Below are 18,423 nucleotides of genomic sequence, written 5' to 3'. Positions count from 1 at the left end.
GGGGGCGCGCCAAGTGCGAGACAGGGCAGGTCGTCCAGCCCTTCGAAGCCGCTCAATCAGTGAACGCCTGCTTGAGGACGAAAAGCTAAGGTCCGGTTGCCACCCCAAGCTGAAGTTGCATGACGGCCGACGAACGTCCGCTTCGGAGAAGCGATGACGGCGGTCCAGGCGTCTGGGTTGGGTCGAAAGCGGGATGGCCGCTCGGGGTGGTTTTCGGCCGGTCCGCTTTCGGGCAGTAATCGATGGAAGCGGACATCGCCTCCGTGCCCGCTCACGACCCATAGCGGACCATCAGCTTCGACGTTGAAGCCTCGCCTCCCGCCCCGCCTCGATCATCGAGCGAATGCGCGCCGCCATTGTCTCTATGGCGAAGGGCTTCGTCAGCACCGCCATGCCCGGTGCGAGGTAGCCGTTGCCCAGTACCGCGTTCTCTGCGTAGCCGGTGATGAACAGCACCCTCAGGTCCGGCCTGGATACGCGCGCGGCGTCGGCCATCTGTCGTCCGTTCATCCCGCCCGGTAGGCCCACGTCGGTCACCAGCAGGTCGATGCGCACATCAGATTGCAGCACCTTCAGGCCCGCCGCGCTGTCGCCCGCCTCAATGGCCGTGTAGCCGAGGTCTTCAAGGATGTCGGTGACGAGCATTCGCACGGTCGGCTCGTCGTCCACAACCAGCACCGTCTCCCCGGCCTCCGAGCGTGGTAGGTCGGCGGCCTTCTCCGCCACCCCGTCATCGAGGACGGCGCCGTAGTAGCGCGGTAGGTAGATGCACACGGTCGTGCCCTGGCCGACCTCGGAGTAGATGCGCACCTGCCCGCCGGATTGCTGAGCGAACCCGTAGATCATCGACAACCCGAGCCCCGTGCCCTCGCCAATCGGCTTCGTCGTGAAGAACGGCTCGAACACCCGCGCGATCACCTCGGGCGACATGCCCGTGCCGGTGTCGGTCACGGCAAGGCTGAGGTACTGCCCCTCGGGCATGTCGTGCTGGCGCGCGGCCCGCTCGTCCATCCACTTGTTGGCGGTCTCGATGATGATCGTGCCCCCATCTGGCATCGCGTCGCGGGCGTTGATGCAGAGATTGAGCAGCGCGTTCTCAAGCTGCGACGGGTCCACCAGCACGGGCCAAACGTTGGTTGCCCCGACGACCTCGACAGGGATGCCCGGCCCCACGGTGCGCTGGATCATCTCGTGAATTCCCAAGGCGAGCCGGTTCACGTCGGTTGGCTTGGGGTCGAGCGTCTGACGGCGGGAGAAAGCCAGCAGGCGGTGGGTGAGCGCAGCGGCGCGCTTCGCGGCTCCCTGCGCCGCTGTCATGTAGCGGTCTACGTCTGTCATGCGGCCCTGCTGCATGCGCGTCTGCATCAGCTCCAGGGAGCCGGAGATCCCTGCCAGCAGGTTGTTGAAGTCGTGAGCGAGGCCACCCGTGAGCTGCCCGACCGCCTCCATCTTCTGCGATTGGCGGAGGGCATCCTGTGTCGCGGCCAGCTCAGCCTCGGCGCGCAAGCGAACGGTGATGTCCCTGGCAATGTGGAACGCGCCGATGATCCGCCCGTCTGCATCCCGCAGCGGCGAGTAAGCGACCTCCCAATAGGGTTTGGCAAGATCAGGATCACCAAATTCCTCAGTGACTGTATAGATTTCTCCCGCGAGTGCCCGCGCCATGAAACCGCGAATAATTGGCGCTTGATCGGGCGAAAAAAGATCGGGGAACACGTCACCGACCTGCACACGGTAGGCAAAGATGCGGAAAAATTCGTCGCTATGCGCCCGGTTGAAGGCAGTCAGGCGAAAATCATGGTCGAAAACACAGATTGGCGCTTCGTTCGACTGAGCAATGTTCTCGAACAGATGGAGCGCCTTGGCCTGCTCCTTCTCGGCCGTTATGTGACGTCCACTCGCGTAGATCAATCCATCCTCGGGCGTAGCGACCCAAGACAACCAACGAATACCACCGTCCTTGTGATGGTAACGGTTCTCGAAAACAGGCAGCTTTTGTCCGCGCACGTGCTCAAGCGCCCCTCGGCTGGCGTTATCATCCGCAACAATAAACTCGAAGATGTTCTTCCCAAGCGTATCATCGGTCGTCCAGCCGAGCGTTTCAGTGAACGCTGGATTGATCGCCTTGATGACCCCTTCCAAGTCGATGACTAACTGCAAATCTTGCGTATTTCGCCAGAGACGGTCGCGTTCTTGTGTTCTTTGGGTAACCTGTTCCTCAAGGGTCGCGTTGATGTCCCGGAGGCGTCGCTCGCTAACGCGAAGTGCACTCTCCGCGCGCCGCCGTTCGGTGATCTCGACGCCTTGGTTGAGCAACCCTGCGATCCGGCCCTCTTCATCTCGAAATGGAGATGCAGTGAAGTCCCAATGGGTGACTTCCTCGACGCCGTTACGGGTCATCGTGATCGGCACCGTGGTGCTCGCGAAGCCTTCTCCGGTCTGCATCGCTTGGTAAAATGGCGGCGCCACTTGCTCCCAGGCGTCACCCCACACATCCCGCACAGGCCGACCAAGGGCGTTCGGATGACGGTCTGCAAGCGAGGGTATGTACGCGTCGTTGTAGAGGAACAGTAGGTCTGGCCCCCACAACACGGCTCCCAACATGGGTGAATTGAGACAGGCCGACAGCACGGATTTCAGTGATCGCGGCCACCCTGCGGGCGGCCCAAGTGGCGTAGTTACCCAATCATGTGCACGTATCAGCGCACCCATTTCCCCGCCGCCAGTTAGGAACGCGGCTTCATGACCGATCACGTCAACCACGGCTCACCTCGTCGCGCGGAGCCGAGCCCCTGATCGCCGCAAGGGTTGATGCTTCGTCACGCTCCAGGAGGCGAAGTGCGGAACGCATGACCTCGCTGATGCTGCGGTAGCGGCCCGAGGCAAGGAATGCGCACAGGAGCGCGTCCTGCTCTGGGGTGATCGAGACGGTGACGGTTCGGCGCACGGACATGGCGAAGCGATGCCTACTGAGGCTTGTTCTTACAAGCGTGTCACGGCCACACAGGCGCGATCCTGAGTGCTCCTGGTCCCTCGTCAAAGCGCGATGTTGGAACGTCCGCTTCCCATCCCGAGCTGACGTTGCCGGACGGGCGACGAGCGTCCGCTTCGGGGGAACGCCGACAGCGCGTCTGGCGGCTGAGTTGGGTCGTGAGCGGTCGCTCTGAAAACCGAACTGATCGACCTTCAATCCTAATGCGCCTTCACCTGCCCGTCCGGGAAGCGGAGGATCATCGCGCCGATGCCGCTCGGGTCGTCGGCCGCGGCTCCGGCCGCTTCGGCAAGCGGTGGCGGATCGGCTTGCGCCTTCACGCCCATGTACGCTGCGACCAGTTCGTGCACCGGCGGATGGGCCGACCAGTAGCGATAGAGCCGCCGCACGTCCCAGAGCGTCAGTTCGCCGACTGCGTCGAGAGACCATCCGGTGACGGTGCAGATTCGGCCGTAGACAGCGTCGAGATCGAGGCGGCGCCCTGCGCCGCCCGCGCTTCCCCCGGGTGGGCACCCGGGTCGGCACCCGGCAGGTAGCCCGCGAGGATCAGCACGGCGCGCGTCGCCTCGGCGAGATCGGCGCTGGTGGCCTTGAGGTCGCGCAAGGTGGCGATGTCCGGCGCGTTGTCGCGGGCGAGCGCCGCGCTCACCACCGCTAGCCCGTAGGCGAACGGGCTCTCGCCCGAACCGCCCGCCACGAGTGGCTCCAGGGCCTCGACCTGGCGCAGGGTGAGCGGGCGGACAGTCCAGGTCTTCGACCCGAGCATGATGGTGGCCGGAAGCGGCCGCKGATCGGCGCTCATCCGGCATCCCCGAACGACCACGTCGCGACGTTACCGGCCGCGTCCGCGAACACGCTGAAGTCGAACTCCGGCATGACGAAGTCCTCGAGCTTGGTGCCGAACCCGAGCTTCGAGGACGTGCAGTTGTTGAACCGCACGTTGACCGCGTTGCCCTGGAACGTCGTGTAGAACTGCGCCTGGAAGGTTGGCGTCGTGCCGAGCAGCTGGTTGGTCACGGTGAAGTGCTGGCCGGCGCCGGCGAGCCCGTAGGTGTAGTTGATCAAGAGCATCTTGCCCTTGTCGTCGGCCGCGAAGCTGTAGACCCCATTGGCCACGCTGTACTGGCCGGCGGCCGGCGCGGAGGCGACCTTGGTGAAGGGCAGGCCGGTGAGGGCGTTCAGCACGCCGAGATCGTCGGCCGCGGTCGCGGCGTTGGCGACCGTCATCGTGTAGGGCGCGCCGGCCGGGATCGTCCCGGCCTCGCCGAAGGCGGTCATCATCTGCCCGGGCACGGGCGCGACCCCGTAGAACAGCGAGGCCATGGCCAGCCCGGAGATCCGGGCAACCTTGGCCTTGCCGGTGGTCTTGATCGTGCCGCGGGCGATGGCCAGCGGGTGCTGCTGCTGGCCGTAGAGTTCCTTGATCGTGGCGGTCTCGTCCATGGTGACCTCCTGGACGAGGCCGAAGTTCACCGGGGTCGCGTTGGCGATGTCGGTGCGGGTCTCGATCAGGACCCCGGAGCCGAAGGAATACATGCGGGTCTCCTCTCAGGAGGGGCGGGGCGGTCAGGGCGCGGCGCGCTCGAACTCGGCGACCAGCGCCTTCACGCGCTCCTTGAAGGCGTGGACGAGGTTCCACAGCGCGGTGTGGTGGCCGAGCGCGGTGCCGCCGAGCATGTCGGCGTGCAGGTTGTCGATGCGCTCGGCCAGCGTGTCGCCGCGGGTTGGCGGTTCGTCCGCGCATACGGGCGCAGGCTGGGGCGCCACGGTGGCGCCCGCATCGTCCTCGGATTCCATAGGGATCTCCTGGGTCAGGGAAGCTCGATCGCGACGGGCACGACGAGGAGGCCGTCGCCGTCGAGGTCGCCCGGCACCTTCACCGGTCGGCCGGCGATGCGGGCCATGTACGGGGTGCCGGCGAGCGTGGTGCGGCCCAGCGCCAGGTCGGCGCCGGCGGGCGCCAGGGCTGCGTCGAGGGCGTCCATGATGTCGTTGAGCTGCGCCGCCCCGATCACGCGCGGGTCGCGGGCATCGATGTAGACGAAGATCTTCACCTCGATCGTCCGCCGCGGCACCGCGCCCGACGACCACGCGTAGCTCTCGTCGCCGCCCTCATGGAGGAACACGGCCGGGCGCTGTGCGGCCGGCACGTCGGCGAACAGCTTCAGGCGCCGGGTCGGACCCGACTTCCAGGGGTAGGCGCCAGCCACCACTTTCTGGAGCGCCACCACCGCCGCGTTGCGCGGGCCGAGTGGGGCGCTCACCCCGCGATCCCCCTGGCCACGGCACCCTTCAGTGCCGCGACGATCGCCTCGGCCCGATCCGCCAGCGAGGAGCGCATGAATGACCGCTCCGGCGTGTTGGCGGTGCGGGTGAAGCTGCGCACGTCGACCGCGCGCGGCGCAATCGCGTGCCCGAAGGCCTGCGCGATCGTGCGTACGTGCGCCGCGACCGTCTCTTCACCGGTGAAGCCGAACTCATGGCGGGCGCCGTACGTCACGTCGCCGGACTGGCTCACCGTGCCGGCCACCGCATCGTCGCGGGTCTCGACATCCGAGAATATTGAGCGGCGCAGGCGGCCGGTGACCACGTTGAGCACCTCGCCGGAGAGCTTGCGCTTGATCAGCGCCTCCAGCACCAGCCGCTCGACCTGGACCGCCTTCACCAGCTCGGCGCGCACGGCGTCGGGCATCCGGTCGAACCGGGCGACGACCCGGGTCTCCGCGACCTGGATGTCGGTCAGCACGGCGGCACCACCGCGCGGTAGGGCTGCAGCGCGGCCGACACGAAGTCGGGCAGGGCCGCGATCCGGTAGGAGACGGTCTCCTGGCCGCCGAGCGACTTGGACTGCAGCCCGATCCGCTCGCCGTAGGCCATCCGATCGCGGATCCAGTCCAGCGCGGCGTTGGCGAGGTCGGCCGGGACGTAGCCGTAGGTGATCGCTACCGCTTCGCCCACGTCCTCGGGCGCGAACAGGTAGCCACCCGTGTCATTGACGGCGTACTGGCCCTGCGCGGGATCCCGATCGACCTGGGTGAGCGCCGCGCCGGTGCCGAAGGCCACGCCGAGATCGCACGCCCAGGCGCCGTAGGGCTGGTCCGGATACACCGTGCACGGCGCGCTGCCCGGGAGCGGCACGGGCTCCTCGGCGATCTGGTAACCGGCCGTGTACGTCACCGTGACCGCCGCGGAGCCCGGCGGGGCTGGCAGCGTCAGAACTTGGGGACGGCCGGGCGGGGCCTCGTCGGCGCGCTGGAGCGTGTAACCCGCGCGCGATCCGGCGTCCTCGGCCGCCGCGATCGCGGTCGAGCCGACGGTGACCGTCTCGATCCCCGTGACCGGCCAGTTGGCGAGGAGGATGCGACCCGCACCCCCGGTCCGGACCTCGGTGTAGCTTCGCGGCAGGATCGCGGGGCGGTTCAGGGCGGCCAGGATCGTGCGGCTCACCGCCGTGATCAGGCGCTGCACCGAGCCGTCGGCATCCTCCTGCACGCCGAGATCGGCGAGCCGCACGAGGTCGTGGGAACTCGGCCAGATCATGGTTCAAGCGGCGGGCGCCAGGGCATCGCGCGCTTTGGCTCGCAGCGTGTCGTTGTCGATTGGCGGAACGACCCGGATGCCGCGCTTCCTCAGGAAGGCGAACAGCTCATGCCGCTTCATKCCGTCGATGTCCGCGGCGGTGACCTTCGCTGGGTCGATCCGCTCGGCGTCCTCCTGCTCCAGGCGCCGGCGCTGATCCGCCTCGGCGATCATGCGCGCCACGTCCTCGTCGGGCATCGCCGCAACCGTCTCGGTGAACAGCGCCACCAGCCGGGCGCGGTCCGCGTCGAGGGGCCCGAGGGCCACCGCCACCGAGGCCGCCGCCGCAGGGGCGTCCCAGGGCGTGAACCCGTGCGCCTCCAGGTCGAGGCGATGGCGCGGGTCGACGTGCACCGCGCCGTCGGCGTCCACCGCGATCGCGTGGCCATGGTGCGAGAAGCCGGTCAGCCCCTCGGGCGCGCGCATCTTGATCATGTCGGGATTCCTGCTGCGAGGGGCGAGCGTCAGGCCGGGGCGCCGGTCCAGACGCTGCGCCAGACCTTGGCCAGCCCATCCCAGACGACGGGCAGCGACAGGGTGGTGTCGAAGTAGAGCTGGTCGGCCGGGGGGGCGCTCGGCCGGGCCGCGGTCGGGCCGGCGAGCGCGTGGGCGCCGGCGCGGATCCAGCCGTTGGCCTCCAGCACCTGCGCGTCGAAGACCGGCACGTCGAGGACGCTGCCGGCCGTGCCCCGGTAGGGCCGGCCATTGGCGATCGTGACGTGCGGGCGCCCGTCTCCGGGCGGCAACATGCGGGCGAGCGGTCCGGCCATCTGCGCTCAGCCGTTGGCGATGTTGGTGATCACCGCCAGGGACGGCGGGAAGTAGTGCTGCAGGACCTCGTCGGCGTAGACGCCGTACTCGTACTTCCGCGACCGCAGCGGCCACTCGATCTGGTAGTAGTCCTGCCGCGTCCGGACCTGCATGACGTTGCCGACGTTGTTGATCGGGTAGGGCAGGGTGCCGGTGGTGAACAGGATCGTCCCGGCCGGCAGGTTCGGGTGGACCTTGATGTCGAGGGTCGCGCCGCCGGCCATGGAGAAGCGGTTCAGGTAGGTGCGAGCCATGAAGCCGCCGCCGAGCTGGTCCCGGGTCACCGCGATCTCGTACCGGTAGGCCGAGGCGGCATTGCCGGTGAGGATCTTCTTCGAGATGTTGAGCGCCTCCTGGCTGTTCACCCACATCGTGTCGGGCGAGAGCCGGTAGAGGTCCCACATGGACTTGAGCACCGCGTCGATCTCGACGATGCCGCCCGCGCCGTCGGCGGTGAGCGGCGTTCCGATGCCGACGGTGCCGGGCGCCAGGGTGTAGACGGTGGCGCCGGATCCGGGCCTGAACGCCTGGGTCAGGAGCCCGTCGAAGGACAGCGCCGAGGTCGAGCGATCGACGGTCCCGAGCGAGGCGGCGGTCTGCGTGCCCGCGGCCGCGGCGGTGATCAGCACCGAGGCGATCGTGGTGATCGCGCCCAGCACCTCGGCGCCGGCCGCGCCCCAGAACCACGCGTAGCCGAGCGCCCCCGGCACGGTGGCCACAGAAGCCGCGATCGACCCGGCGGCGCCAGTGGTCGCGACCGTAGCCGCCGCAGAGCGCCCCGCCGCACCGCCGCCGAACACGTCGGTCGAGCCGTCGGCGTTGGTGCGGGTGATGGTCGCCTGGATCCCGCCCGCGACGGTGCCGTTGATCACGCCGTCGAGCGCCAGCGCCACGGCGATCACCGACCACGTCTGGGCGGCGAGCGTTCCGCTGGTCGCCGAGCCCGAGAGGGTCGGGGTCGGCGTCGTCCCGAGCGCCAGGGAGGTATTGCCGCCGAGCAGCATCGCCTCTTCGCCGAGCATCAGGCTCTGGAGGCCGGTGCGCGCCGCGATGGCGCGCACGTCGTCGAACCCTTTCGCGGCATACCGGGCGTCGAACTCGACGTTCGACTCGATGCCGATGCCCTTGTAGCTGGCGGTGTAGTCGGCGGTGGCGACGACCTGCACGCCGCGGTTGCCGCCGGAGACGCCGATGCGCATCCCGGAGACGTTGATGCCGGTGATCGCTCGCCACGCGGCCTGGATGCCGCCCCTGCCAGAGACGCGCGGGATCGCGTTCCGCAGGGGCGTGAGCACCGGGTAGAGCGACTTCGCCCCGAGTTCGAGGTCGTAGAAGGTCAGGCCGGAGGTGGGCGAGCTGCCCTGCGCGAAGGTCGATTTCTGCAGGTCGATCCCGAGTTGGGCCAGGATCGGATCGGTGAGCGGCTTGGACTGCGCCTCCCTGAGGAGGGCGAGGACGTCGACGTGCTGGGTCATGGGGCGTGATCCTGTGCGGATGCACGGCCGCGCCGGCGCCGGCCCGTCCCCGGGGCGCGCGGCATCGGACGTTGAGGGGAGGCGGGCGATGAGGGCCAGGAAATGTGACGCGCGATCCGTCCCCGGATCGGCGGCGCCTCAAGAGCGGCAGGTTTACGAAGTGACTGATAAGTCGAGCCAGGTCGCGGGAAACAGTCTCAGCAGTCCGCTAAGGGTGGCTTTCTGCCCGACTGCTTCTGAGAGGTGAGATCAAGAAAAAAGACTTGAGGGAATCCCGGCCGCAGGGATCGTTCCGGCCCCGTCCCCACACAGGCCGGACGCGGCCCGACCAGGCCTGTCACTTTTTGTCGTCGAGCCGGAATAAACCGGGCGGTGCCGCGATCCGGATGTGCAGGGACGCCAACGTCCCGGCTCTTTCCGGAAGCAGATCATGCAGGATCTCCAGCAGCCCGAGGAAGGATCGCCCGGCCCGACTCGCCGGGGCACGCTCGAATGCATGGTGTGGGCCGGCACCGGCCTCCTCTGGTCTCTCGGCGGCGGCCTGCCCCGGGCGATCGGGCTGGAGAGGGCCGTGGCGGGTGAGACAGCGCCAGCGCCCTTCACCTTCCTCCAGATCAGCGACAGCCATGTCGGCTTCAGCAAGCCGGCCAATCCCGATGCCCTCGGCACGCTACGCGAGGCGGTCGGCAAGATCGCAAAGCTCCGCGAGAAGCCGGCCTTCATCCTCCATACCGGCGACATCAGCCACTTGTCGAAGGAGCAGGAGTTCGACGATGCCGATCAGATCCTGCGCGAGATCGGGGTGCCGATCGTCTTCGTGCCGGGCGAGCACGATCTTCTCGATGAGGGGCAGGGTCGCGCCTATCTCCGCCGCTACGGCAAGGGATCGCGCGGGGCCGGCTGGACCAGCTTTGACCGGAATGGTGTCCACTTCATCGGACTCGTCAATGTCGTCGACTTGAAGGCCGGCGGCCTCGGCAACCTCGGCACCGAGCAGCTCGGCTGGCTGGAGCGCGACGTGGCGGGGCTCTCCTCCAGCACGCCCATCGTCGTGTTCGCGCATATACCGCTCTGGACGGTCTACCCCGAATGGGGGTGGGGCACGCAGGATGGCGGGCGGGCTCTTGCGCTCCTCGGCCGCTTCGGCTCGGTGACGGTGCTTAACGGGCATATCCACCAGATCATCCAGAAGGTCGAGGGCAATGTCGCCTTCCATACCGCCCGCTCGACGGCCTTCCCGCAGCCGGCGCCGGGCTCGGCTCCCTCGCCGGGGCCGATGAAGGTGCCGGCCGGAGAGTTGCGCGGTCTCCTCGGCGTCACGAGCGTAAGCCTGGTGCGCGGCACCGGCCCGCTGGCGATCGTCGATATCCCGCTTGGTGGGTGAGGCCGCCATGACCGCGCCCCTCCGTCGCCGGCTTCGCCCGGGTTCCGGCGCCGCCGTGCTCGCCGCGATCCTGGCCTTTGGCGCCAATCCCGCCATGGCAGGACCGGCCCAGGATCTCGTCGTCCGGATCGACAACTTCACCTTCAGTCCGGAGACGATCACCGTGGCGCCGGGCGCCAAGGTCACCTGGATCAACGGCGACGACATCCCGCACACCGTCGTGTCGCCGTCAGGCCAGTTCCGCTCGAAAACCCTCGACACCGAAGACCGTTTCTCCTTCGCCTTCGCGGCGAAGGGGGAGTATCCCTATTTCTGCTCRCTCCACCCACACATGACCGGAAAGGTCGTCGTGCGGGACACGCCGGAATGACCCGGCTCGGGGGCGGGGGATGGGACGGGAGCGGCCTCGTGGGAGCAGGTGCGCTGGCGACCTTCGACCCGGCCCGGCGGCTTTCCCCGCCCACCACACTGCTGGGCACTCTCGCCGACGCAGCCCTGGCGCTTCACGCAGCCGTCGCGTCCTCGTGGCCCGGCTCCGGCGCAGACCGCCTCGGCTGCCGGACGTCTTCTGCCGCTGCGGAAGGGGGCCAGGCGGTGGGCCGGTCCACTACCTCGTTTCGCGACCTCGTGCTGCCGCATCTCGATGCCGCCTACAACCTCGCCCGCTTCCTGACCCGGGACGCCGACGCCGCCGACGACATCGTGCAGGACGCCTTCTTGCGCGCCTTCAAGGCTTTCGAGGGTTTTCAAGGCGGCGATGCCCGGGCGTGGCTTCTGGCGATCGTACGCAACTGCGCTCGGACCTGGGCGAACGCTCGCGCCCGCGAGCGGGCGCGTTGCGAGCCGCTCAGCGGCGTTGCACAGGCCGACGAGCAAGGGGAGGGCGAACCGGAAGACAGGGAGTTCTGGGACCCTGAAGAGGCCACGCCCGAGGCCGCCCTCCTGCGCGAGGGCGAGGCGGCCTCCCTCCGCCGGCTGATCGAGACCCTGCCCGCGGATTTTCGCGAGGTGCTAGTGCTGCGCGAATTCGACGACCTCTCCTACCGGGAAATCGCCGAGATCACCGCGGCACCGATCGGGACCGTGATGTCTCGCCTCGCCCGGGCCAGGACCAAGCTCGGAGCCGCATGGCGGCGCCTGAACGGCGAGGACCGCACATGACGGAGCGGTCCGATGTGCCCTGCGGCGAGGCGATCCTGCTCCACGCCCTTCTCGACCGCGAACTCGATGCGGCCAACATCCTGCGGTGCGAGGCGCATGTCGCCTCATGCCCAACTTGCGCCGCCCAACTCGACCGGCTGCGCGCCATGCGGGAGCGCCTGGCGGGCGGAGATGTCGCGTGGCGGGCGCCGGAGGCGCTGCGCATCCGCATCCTCGACGCCCTGGCGCAGGAGGGACGGCACGACGCGCCGTCCCCGAAGGAGACGCGTCCCGGCGCGATGGCGTGGCTGCGCACTCTGGCGGCGAGCCGGACGGTCCTGCCGGCGGGCCTCGCCCTGGCGGCGAGCCTGGCCTTCGCCGTCGTCCTAACGCGCCCCGAACCCGCCGCCGACCTCACGGGACAGCTCGTCGCCGGCCATGTCCGCTCTCTCCTGGCGAACCACCTTATGGACATCGAGACATCCGACCAGCATACGGTGAAGCCGTGGTTTTCCGGCAAGATCGACTTCTCGCCACCGGTCATCGACCTCTCGGACCGCGGCTTTCCTCTCATAGGCGGGCGGCTCGACTATCTCGACGGGAAGGTCGTGGCCGCGCTGATCTACAGGCGGAACAAGCACGTCATCAATCTGTTCGTCTGGCCTTCCAATGCATATTCCCCGCGCAGCCTCGCCCAGGACGGCTACAACATATTTGGTTGGCGGCAGGCTGGCTTGACCTACTGGGCCGTGTCGGATCTCAACGCCGTCGAGCTGAAGGAATTCAAGGACGACTTCACCGAACGCGCACCGGGATGATCGGAGCGCGACCGAAGTGCCAAGTCTATGCCGAGTGACTTGCGACGCGTGCAAGGACGGTCAGGGCGAAAAATAAGCTGTGGCAGCGCGAAACGAATGACCGCTTTCGAGCGATCCCTGGAGCTTCGACTTTGACTGGGCTGGATCGATAACCGTCAAGTAGCGCCCCGGGCCACCTCAGCGCGTGAGAGCAAGCGGTTGCGGGTTCTGGTGAGAGACCTTGATCAGCAGATCCGCGCGCGCCTCGGGGCTCATCTTCGCGAGGTGATGCGGATCGCGTCGGCCGATGGAGCGTCTGACGCGCCAGAGATACCCTCCGTACCCTTCGTGACGGCGCGGCCCACGAGGTGGCGCGGCACAGGCTGGTCGCCCACCATCTTCGCCAGGGCGGCGATCTGCGGCAGCACCTCGTCGGTCAGCGTCTGCTGCAGCGCGTCGCGCTGACCGGTCATCTTGGTGAGTTCGGCGCGTACGGCCTCGATTGCGTCGCCCCCCTTTGCGAGATCGCCGCCGGCCACCTTCTCGGCCTGTCCGCAGGTCGCCCTCAGGCTGCAGGCATCGTCATGCATGCGCTGGATCCGCTCCCGGTCCGCTCGGCTGTTGCGTGCTCCGACCTTGGCCAGCGCCTGCCCGGCCGGGCTGTCGGCGGCGACCGCCTTCACCAGCGCGTCATAGGCGACATCCGACAGCGGCCCGGCGGCGAGCGCCATCGCCGCGTCGCTCGGCGCGTCGCCCATCAGGTCGGCCATCTCGGTCGCCACCATCGCCTGCAGGAGCGACACCCCCTGGGTCGCCCAGGCCTGCATCTGCCGGGGCAACGCCGCGTCGCCATCGGCGTAGACCGCGTCGAACACCGCCGAGCCGACCATGCTCCTGATCTCGCTCAGCAGCACCGCCAGCCGCGACACGCCGTAGAGATCCTTGGCGAGGTCCGCCTTGGCGGGATCGGTGCGCCGCCGCTTATGGGATTGCCCGGCGCTAGCGGAGCCGACCGCCTCTCCGTCCGTAGCCCCGAGTTGCTTCCCGAGATCGGACAGCGCGTCGAGCACCGGACCGGCCGAAGCCCGGGCCGAGGCGTCTGCATCCGTGCGCGCGTTGTGGGCCAGTGCGTCCGCCTTCTTGGCGAAGGTGCTGCCGTCCTTGGCTTTCCATACCTGCTCGACCGCGCCCTCGCTCGCGGGCGCGGACCCGGTGGGCTCGGAAGCTAGCCGCGCCTTGGCCAGCGCCTCGACCTCCGCAGCCTTCACGAGGGCCTCGCGCGCCGGCGCCACGAGGTCGCCGACCTCGCCCGGCCGACCGGCCGCCGCGGCGAGATTCTCGGCCTTGGCGAAGAGGGCCGCATTGGTCGGCTCGGGCGGCGGGGCGATCCGCACGGACACGGCGAAGGCCCGCGTCTCGGCCGCGCCGTCGCTCTTCAAGACCTGGAACGTCGCCGAGGGCAGGCAGGGCAGATCGACGAGGCTGACCTCGCTCGGGTCGGCCGTGTAGCGCATCAGGCCGTCCTCGCCCCGCCAGCGCTTGGCGTAGGCGCCGCCCTGCGAGAAGCCCGTGTAGACCCCCTCCTCGACCTTCTTCCATTCCGCGTCGTCGACCACCTTCGCGCAGATCTCGATCTGCCTGGCGTCGTCGTTGAAGGCGATCTGCGTGACCTTGCCGGCCGCGATCTTGCCGTGCATCGCCCGCAGGTTGCCGAGCGAGCGGCCGTCGGTCGCCTTAGCGATGCCGCCCGACCACTTCTCGTAGAACGGCTTCGTCGAGGTGTAGTCGCAGATCTCGCCGGCGCGATCCGGGGCCTCGGCGGTGGCGAGGCCGTAGACGAGCCGGTTGGCCGCATCGACCTTCGTCAGCGGCAGGAACAGGGACAGCTCGGGCATGTGAGGCTCCGACGGGATAGACCATTGTTGATCAGCCACCAATCGGTCCAGCCGTGGGCTCGAGTGATTTCGCGTCAGTACGGCAGCGCAGCAGATCTACATCTTCACGTTGCTTGAGTTCGCAACCCGACCGGCGTAGCTTTTACTCAGGCGCGGACCCGTCGACCGTTTCGGACGTCAAGCCCAAGGGCGATCGCGAGATCGGGCACGCGGCGTCAGCGGGCCGCGCCACCTCTAAACCCCGACCTTGTAGAACGTGTGCAGCGTGAGCGATCCCGTCCGCTTGCGCACGGCCAGAACGGCCTCGTACGTCTGCCCGCGGATCGTGTGCCGGACGACGACGCCCTGCAGGCCCTGTCCGCGCGTCTTGCCGCCTCGCGCCACCGAACCGTGCCGGAGCAGCCGCGGAAGGTTGCTGTAATCGGCCGGAACGATCGGGTTGGGGGCTCCACTGCCGGGGCCGTGCCGACGGTCGATGTGCCGGACGAACTCGGCGGTGACGCCGTGTCGCCATCCATCCACATTCCGCCCGGCGTGAGTCGAGAAGCGATCGCCGTGAACGCGTCCGAGATCCAGCACGTCTTGGTGCGACCGGTCGGCCAGGGCCCGCGTCGCGAGCCGCTTGGCCGCCCGTCCCGATCCACCCGCGCCTGAGAATTCGCCCGTGTCCGGATCCCGCGGATGCTTCGACGGGTCGAACGCTTTGTCGATCGACGCGTCGTCCTCGACGACAGGCACCACCACACAGCGACATGACGGATGCGCGGGCGTTGTGTCGTCCCCGCTCGGGAATGCGTCGTTGAGCTCGACCGCGCCGGCATCCGCGTTGGCCTGGCAGACCGCGCAGCAGCCCTCCTCGGCCCACCACGCCTTGCGGACCGCGATGCCGTCCTCGACCGCCCCCGGTAGCTCTCCAGCGACGCCGCACCGTTGGCGCTGGCCACCTCGTACTCGGCGATGCGTGCTGCCCGCTCTGCCGAGAAGGCGTAGTCCGCCTCGATCGCCTCCGCGATGGCGTCGAGACCGACGTTGTGCTCCAGGCCCGACGCGATGGTCTCGCGCAGCCGCGTGCGGGTCGCCTCGGTGATCACCATCCGCGCGTCGGCCGACGGCACGAGCCGCCCGTCGGCGTCGAAGCGCATCCCGACCATCTCGGCCGCGCGGGTCCGCGCCGCGGCGACCGCTCGGGTGTTCACGCGCTCGACCAGTTGGGCGCGGCTGGCTGCGCCAATCTGCGCCAGCGCGCGGCGACCCGCATCAGCCGCGACGGCCTCAAGTTCGTCGGCCACCTCCGGCGCGACCGCGCGTAGATCCGTGAAGTCGAACTCGTCGAGAAAGGCGTCCAGCGCGCGGCGCAATGCGTCGACGTCGTCGGGCTCCGGTCCGACCTTGGCGAGCTTGAAGAGCCCGCGGAGCCCGGCGACCACGTCAGAGCTGGTAGCAGCCAGGGCTCTCTCCAGCCGCTCCGCAATCGCATGCATCGCCCGGCGCGTGGCCGGCCGGTCGAAAGGGACGGGATCGGCCGGCCTCCACACCCGGCGCTTCGTGAGTTCCGCACCGACGGCCTTGTGGGCCGGCGCTGGCAAATGGGCGATCCGCGCCGTGAGGCGGCCGCGCAGATCCTCCAGGGCAGCCACGATGGCGCTGCGGCGGTCGGCGTCGAGGCCGGCTTCGCGGATGGAAGCGATCATCGCGTCGAGCGCGGCGCCCACCACCTCGCTGAGCCGGTCTCGGATCCGTTCGCCCGCGGCGGCGTTCCCGGACGCTTTGCCGAACCCGACCGCGCCGGCGAGGTGGTCGAGCATGTGCGCGACCTCCTCGTCGTCGTAGCCGAGATGCGCGCCGATATGGCGGCCAGCCGTGACCAGCGCGTCGCCGAGCAGGTAGTTCTCGGCGATCCAGACCGCCGCTTCGACCGCGGCCGGCACGGTGCCGCCGGACGCGGCCGTGACGATCGCGCCCCCGGCGATCACCGCCCCGCCGATCGCGGTGCGCAGGACGGTGCGCTTGAACGCGGCGCGCTCGGCGGCCTCATCCGCTTCGCCGCCTACGCTCCCATCGGTCCAGCGGCCGTGTGCGTCCCGCGGCTGGGCGTCGTCGAACTTGGTGAGCAGCTTGGCGACCGCAGCCGCGGGGCCGTCGTCGCGATCATCCGGCTCTTCCGGCGCCGCGCCGAACGTGCCCGACGCGGGCGGCGGCCCGAACGCGTCGAGCGCCGCCTTCTTGCCCGCCAGCGTGTTCGCGTCGATCGGCACGAGGCCCGTGCCGGTCATCACCATCAGGACGTCGGCAGCCGGGCTCGGATCGGGATCGAGGCCCAGGATCTTGCGGCCCTCGTTGAGCCGCATCAGCCCGCCTGCAGTCAGCCCGCGCAGGCGCTCGGCCTGCGCGGCCTCGTCGATCTGCTCGTCCTCCTGCCACGCGAACTCCAGCTCGGGCGCGGCGAGGTCGTCGGCGATCACGTCGTCGAGGACGCCCTTGATCCAGTCGAGCAGCGGCGCGAGGCCCTCCTCCTCGGCGAGTTCCTTCTGCGTGTCGGCCGAGGCCCGGTTCATCTGCTTGATCAGCGCCTGGGGCGAGACCGAGAAAGCGAAGCACACCACTCGGGACAGCCACTCGTCGAACTCGCCCTTGAGCTGCGGCTCGCTCGTCTGGTGGAGCGCGACCTTGCCGGGCACGAACCGGGCGCGCCGCCGGGCAGCCAGGTTGTCGGTGAACAGCGAGTCCCAGTAGGTCTGGTAGGTCGCGATCTGGTCCGGCCCCCAGGTCTCGGGGACGCCGATCAGCGCGTCCGGCACGGTGCCGCTGGTGAAGTACTCCAGGGTCATGACCTGCCGGCGCAGGGCGATGTTGACGGTGGTCATCACCTGCTCGACCGGCGAGAAGCCGTAGACGCGGTCGGTGCGCAGGTTGCGCGGGCGGTAGAGCAGCTCGTGGGCGGTGTAGTTCACCGCCGGAAGGCCCTTGAGGATCTGCTGGTAGGCCTCGGGCCAGACGGTCTCGCCGCTCTGCACCCACGGCGTCGGCACGCGACCGTCTTCGCCGAGGATCGGCTTGATGGTGGCACCGTCGATCGGCTCAAGGGCGAGGAGGTCGCCTGCGCGAGAGCGCTGCTTGAAGGTCGTCCAGGCGTCGAGGACGAGCACGTCCTCCAGGCCCATGCGCAGCCAGTCGGTCCAGGGATGCACGCCGTCGGGCTTGGCGAGGAACGCGGTGATCGCCGCGGCCTTCGCACTGGACGACCGTCCCGCGTCGCGCGCCTTGATCGTCCACTTCATGCGGGCCGCTTGGTCCTTGCGCGTCTCGATCACCAGCCGCAGCAGGTCATAGCCGTCGGCGAGGCGGCGCAGCTGCGCGAACGAGACCGGCTCGTAGGCCCGCGCCGTGGTGTTGAGGTTGTAACCAGTCGGGTAGTCGAAGCGGCGGCCTGCGATCTCTGCGGGAGCCGAGGGGCGCATCGGCGCGGACGGGCCGAACCAGCCAAGCTCGTGGGCCGCCATTGAGCCAGAGCCGGCGCTACCGTAGGTCAGGGTGTATGCCATTGGGGCCAGCAACACGCCCGCCGCGCCGCCGCGTGTCGATGAGGCCAAATGAGGGTGCCCTTCGGCGAAGCGCCAGAATGTTACTAGACGGCACGAGACCGCAAATGATCACAGTTTCAGGATTGGTGGGCGACTTCCGATATCATCATTCGGCAACTTGTGACGGCATCCCGTGAGCAAACGCCATGGGCTACGGCCGACCGTGAGTCCGGCGGCAAGCTGCAGATATGGTGTGTTCGGCTCCGCCCGCTCGGCTGGCCGAGACGGAAAGTCCGAAGCAGTGCGCGGACAGATGATTTATACTTTCGCATCAACATGTAAGATAAAAAAATACTTTAATACAATCAATCTGACACGGTTGAAGATTTCCATTGGCCAGATTTTTTGATTTCACGCTGGATTGTCAGAGTATAACGACAAAAATTATTACCGAAAACGATGTGGTAATTGTTTGATTTTCTATCGAACTCGCTATGGATATAAATTTCCGGCGCCCGTTTTCTGTACTTGATATGTATGCCACGATCATCTGTATGGAAGCGACCAAGTTTAGTGAAGCAGGCTACTCCAGACTCGTCTGGAAGGAAATTTACGCCGGTCTCATCGATTTCAATGCCTTCTTCTGACGATAAGATGCGAGTGGGAAGCTCGACTAAGAGTTTGTTTGACTTATCAGTCGTTTCACCTGTACTTCGCGGCTGAGCTTGATTATCGCTGATCATTTCAGCTGGGTAAGCGCTCACGGCGGACATATAAAGAACAGATGAGATCGATATTTTAAACAGATTTGATTTTTTACTGCGCGCCAT

Annotated in this window: 19 protein-coding genes and 1 pseudogene; 4 read left to right on the top strand and 16 right to left on the bottom strand. The window is 68.1% G+C overall.

Going from position 1 to position 18,423, the window contains the following annotated elements:
• Positions 1 to 291 precede the first annotated feature (291 nt).
• From AC1DXK_RS08345 to AC1DXK_RS08285, 13 genes and pseudogenes are all read right to left on the bottom strand, one after another.
• Positions 292 to 1,851, bottom strand: coding sequence for an ATP-binding protein (locus AC1DXK_RS08345; RefSeq protein WP_477297452.1), 1,560 nt, complete (start codon positions 1,849 to 1,851; stop codon positions 292 to 294).
• An 18-nt stretch (positions 1,852 to 1,869) separates the two neighbouring features.
• Positions 1,870 to 2,604, bottom strand: a pseudogene (locus tag AC1DXK_RS08340) (PAS domain-containing protein); the annotation flags it as partial.
• Positions 2,605 to 2,755: 151 nt separating this feature from the next.
• Complete coding sequence (locus AC1DXK_RS08335; protein ID WP_457105916.1) at positions 2,756 to 2,953, bottom strand: ribbon-helix-helix domain-containing protein; 198 nt, start codon at positions 2,951 to 2,953, stop codon at positions 2,756 to 2,758.
• 239 nt (positions 2,954 to 3,192) lie between these two features.
• Complete coding sequence (locus AC1DXK_RS08330; protein ID WP_457105917.1) at positions 3,193 to 3,381, bottom strand: hypothetical protein; 189 nt, start codon at positions 3,379 to 3,381, stop codon at positions 3,193 to 3,195.
• Between the two features lie 11 nt (positions 3,382 to 3,392).
• The gene (locus AC1DXK_RS08325; RefSeq protein WP_477297416.1) at positions 3,393 to 3,794 is read right to left on the bottom strand and encodes a hypothetical protein; all 402 of its coding nucleotides are present in this window, start codon (positions 3,792 to 3,794) and stop codon (positions 3,393 to 3,395) included.
• Positions 3,791 to 4,528, bottom strand: coding sequence for a hypothetical protein (locus AC1DXK_RS08320; protein WP_457105919.1), 738 nt, complete (start codon positions 4,526 to 4,528; stop codon positions 3,791 to 3,793). The genes AC1DXK_RS08325 and AC1DXK_RS08320 overlap by 4 nt, the downstream gene beginning before the upstream one ends.
• Before the next feature lie 30 nt (positions 4,529 to 4,558).
• A complete protein-coding gene (locus AC1DXK_RS08315; RefSeq protein ID WP_457105920.1) occupies positions 4,559 to 4,789 on the bottom strand; it encodes a hypothetical protein in 231 nt (76 codons plus the stop codon).
• Between the two features lie 14 nt (positions 4,790 to 4,803).
• Positions 4,804 to 5,256 carry a hypothetical protein gene (locus tag AC1DXK_RS08310; protein WP_457105921.1) on the bottom strand — a complete coding sequence of 151 codons (453 nt, stop codon included), beginning with the start codon at positions 5,254 to 5,256 and terminating at the stop codon, positions 4,804 to 4,806.
• Entirely contained in the window at positions 5,253 to 5,738 is a 486-nt protein-coding gene (locus tag AC1DXK_RS08305) for a phage virion morphogenesis protein (RefSeq protein WP_457105922.1), read from the bottom strand. The genes AC1DXK_RS08310 and AC1DXK_RS08305 overlap by 4 nt, the downstream gene beginning before the upstream one ends.
• Positions 5,732 to 6,532, bottom strand: a complete 801-nt coding sequence (locus AC1DXK_RS08300) for a phage head-tail connector protein (protein WP_457105923.1) — start codon at positions 6,530 to 6,532, stop codon at positions 5,732 to 5,734. Before AC1DXK_RS08300 ends, AC1DXK_RS08305 begins: the two co-directional genes overlap by 7 nt.
• A gap of 3 nt (positions 6,533 to 6,535) precedes the next feature.
• Positions 6,536 to 7,006, bottom strand: coding sequence for a hypothetical protein (locus AC1DXK_RS08295; protein ID WP_457105924.1), 471 nt, complete (start codon positions 7,004 to 7,006; stop codon positions 6,536 to 6,538).
• 29 nt (positions 7,007 to 7,035) lie between these two features.
• Positions 7,036 to 7,341 (bottom strand): hypothetical protein, encoded by a 306-nt coding sequence (locus AC1DXK_RS08290; protein ID WP_457105925.1) that lies wholly within the window; start codon positions 7,339 to 7,341, stop codon positions 7,036 to 7,038.
• Positions 7,342 to 7,347: 6 nt separating this feature from the next.
• A complete protein-coding gene (locus AC1DXK_RS08285) occupies positions 7,348 to 8,856 on the bottom strand; it encodes a hypothetical protein (RefSeq protein WP_477297412.1) in 1,509 nt (502 codons plus the stop codon).
• Between the two features lie 430 nt (positions 8,857 to 9,286).
• Between AC1DXK_RS08285 and AC1DXK_RS08280 the strand changes: the two genes are divergently transcribed.
• The 4 genes from AC1DXK_RS08280 to AC1DXK_RS08265 are packed head-to-tail and all read left to right on the top strand — an operon-like array spanning position 9,287 to position 12,198.
• Positions 9,287 to 10,240 (top strand): metallophosphoesterase family protein, encoded by a 954-nt coding sequence (locus AC1DXK_RS08280; RefSeq protein ID WP_457105927.1) that lies wholly within the window; start codon positions 9,287 to 9,289, stop codon positions 10,238 to 10,240.
• Between the two features lie 7 nt (positions 10,241 to 10,247).
• Positions 10,248 to 10,610, top strand: coding sequence for a cupredoxin domain-containing protein (locus AC1DXK_RS08275; RefSeq protein WP_457105928.1), 363 nt, complete (start codon positions 10,248 to 10,250; stop codon positions 10,608 to 10,610).
• A complete protein-coding gene (locus AC1DXK_RS08270) occupies positions 10,607 to 11,401 on the top strand; it encodes a sigma-70 family RNA polymerase sigma factor (RefSeq protein ID WP_477297409.1) in 795 nt (264 codons plus the stop codon). Before AC1DXK_RS08275 ends, AC1DXK_RS08270 begins: the two co-directional genes overlap by 4 nt.
• A complete protein-coding gene (locus tag AC1DXK_RS08265) occupies positions 11,398 to 12,198 on the top strand; it encodes an anti-sigma factor family protein (RefSeq protein WP_457105930.1) in 801 nt (266 codons plus the stop codon). The genes AC1DXK_RS08270 and AC1DXK_RS08265 overlap by 4 nt, the downstream gene beginning before the upstream one ends.
• Positions 12,199 to 12,449: 251 nt before the next feature.
• On the opposite strand, the gene AC1DXK_RS08260 is transcribed toward AC1DXK_RS08265, so the two are convergent.
• The 3 genes from AC1DXK_RS08260 to AC1DXK_RS08250 all read right to left on the bottom strand — a co-directional run.
• The gene (locus AC1DXK_RS08260; RefSeq protein ID WP_477297407.1) at positions 12,450 to 14,072 is read right to left on the bottom strand and encodes a hypothetical protein; all 1,623 of its coding nucleotides are present in this window, start codon (positions 14,070 to 14,072) and stop codon (positions 12,450 to 12,452) included.
• 215 nt (positions 14,073 to 14,287) lie between these two features.
• Positions 14,288 to 17,614 (bottom strand): phage portal protein, encoded by a 3,327-nt coding sequence (locus AC1DXK_RS08255; protein WP_477297405.1) that lies wholly within the window; start codon positions 17,612 to 17,614, stop codon positions 14,288 to 14,290.
• A gap of 344 nt (positions 17,615 to 17,958) precedes the next feature.
• A partial coding sequence (locus tag AC1DXK_RS08250) for a hypothetical protein (protein ID WP_457105933.1) occupies positions 17,959 to 18,423 on the bottom strand: 465 nt, incomplete at its 5' end.

This window comes from Methylobacterium sp. P3_A11, assembly GCF_056403155.1.
The sequence above is the reverse complement of the archived record's forward strand: the minus strand, read 5'-3'. Positions and strand labels throughout refer to the sequence as shown.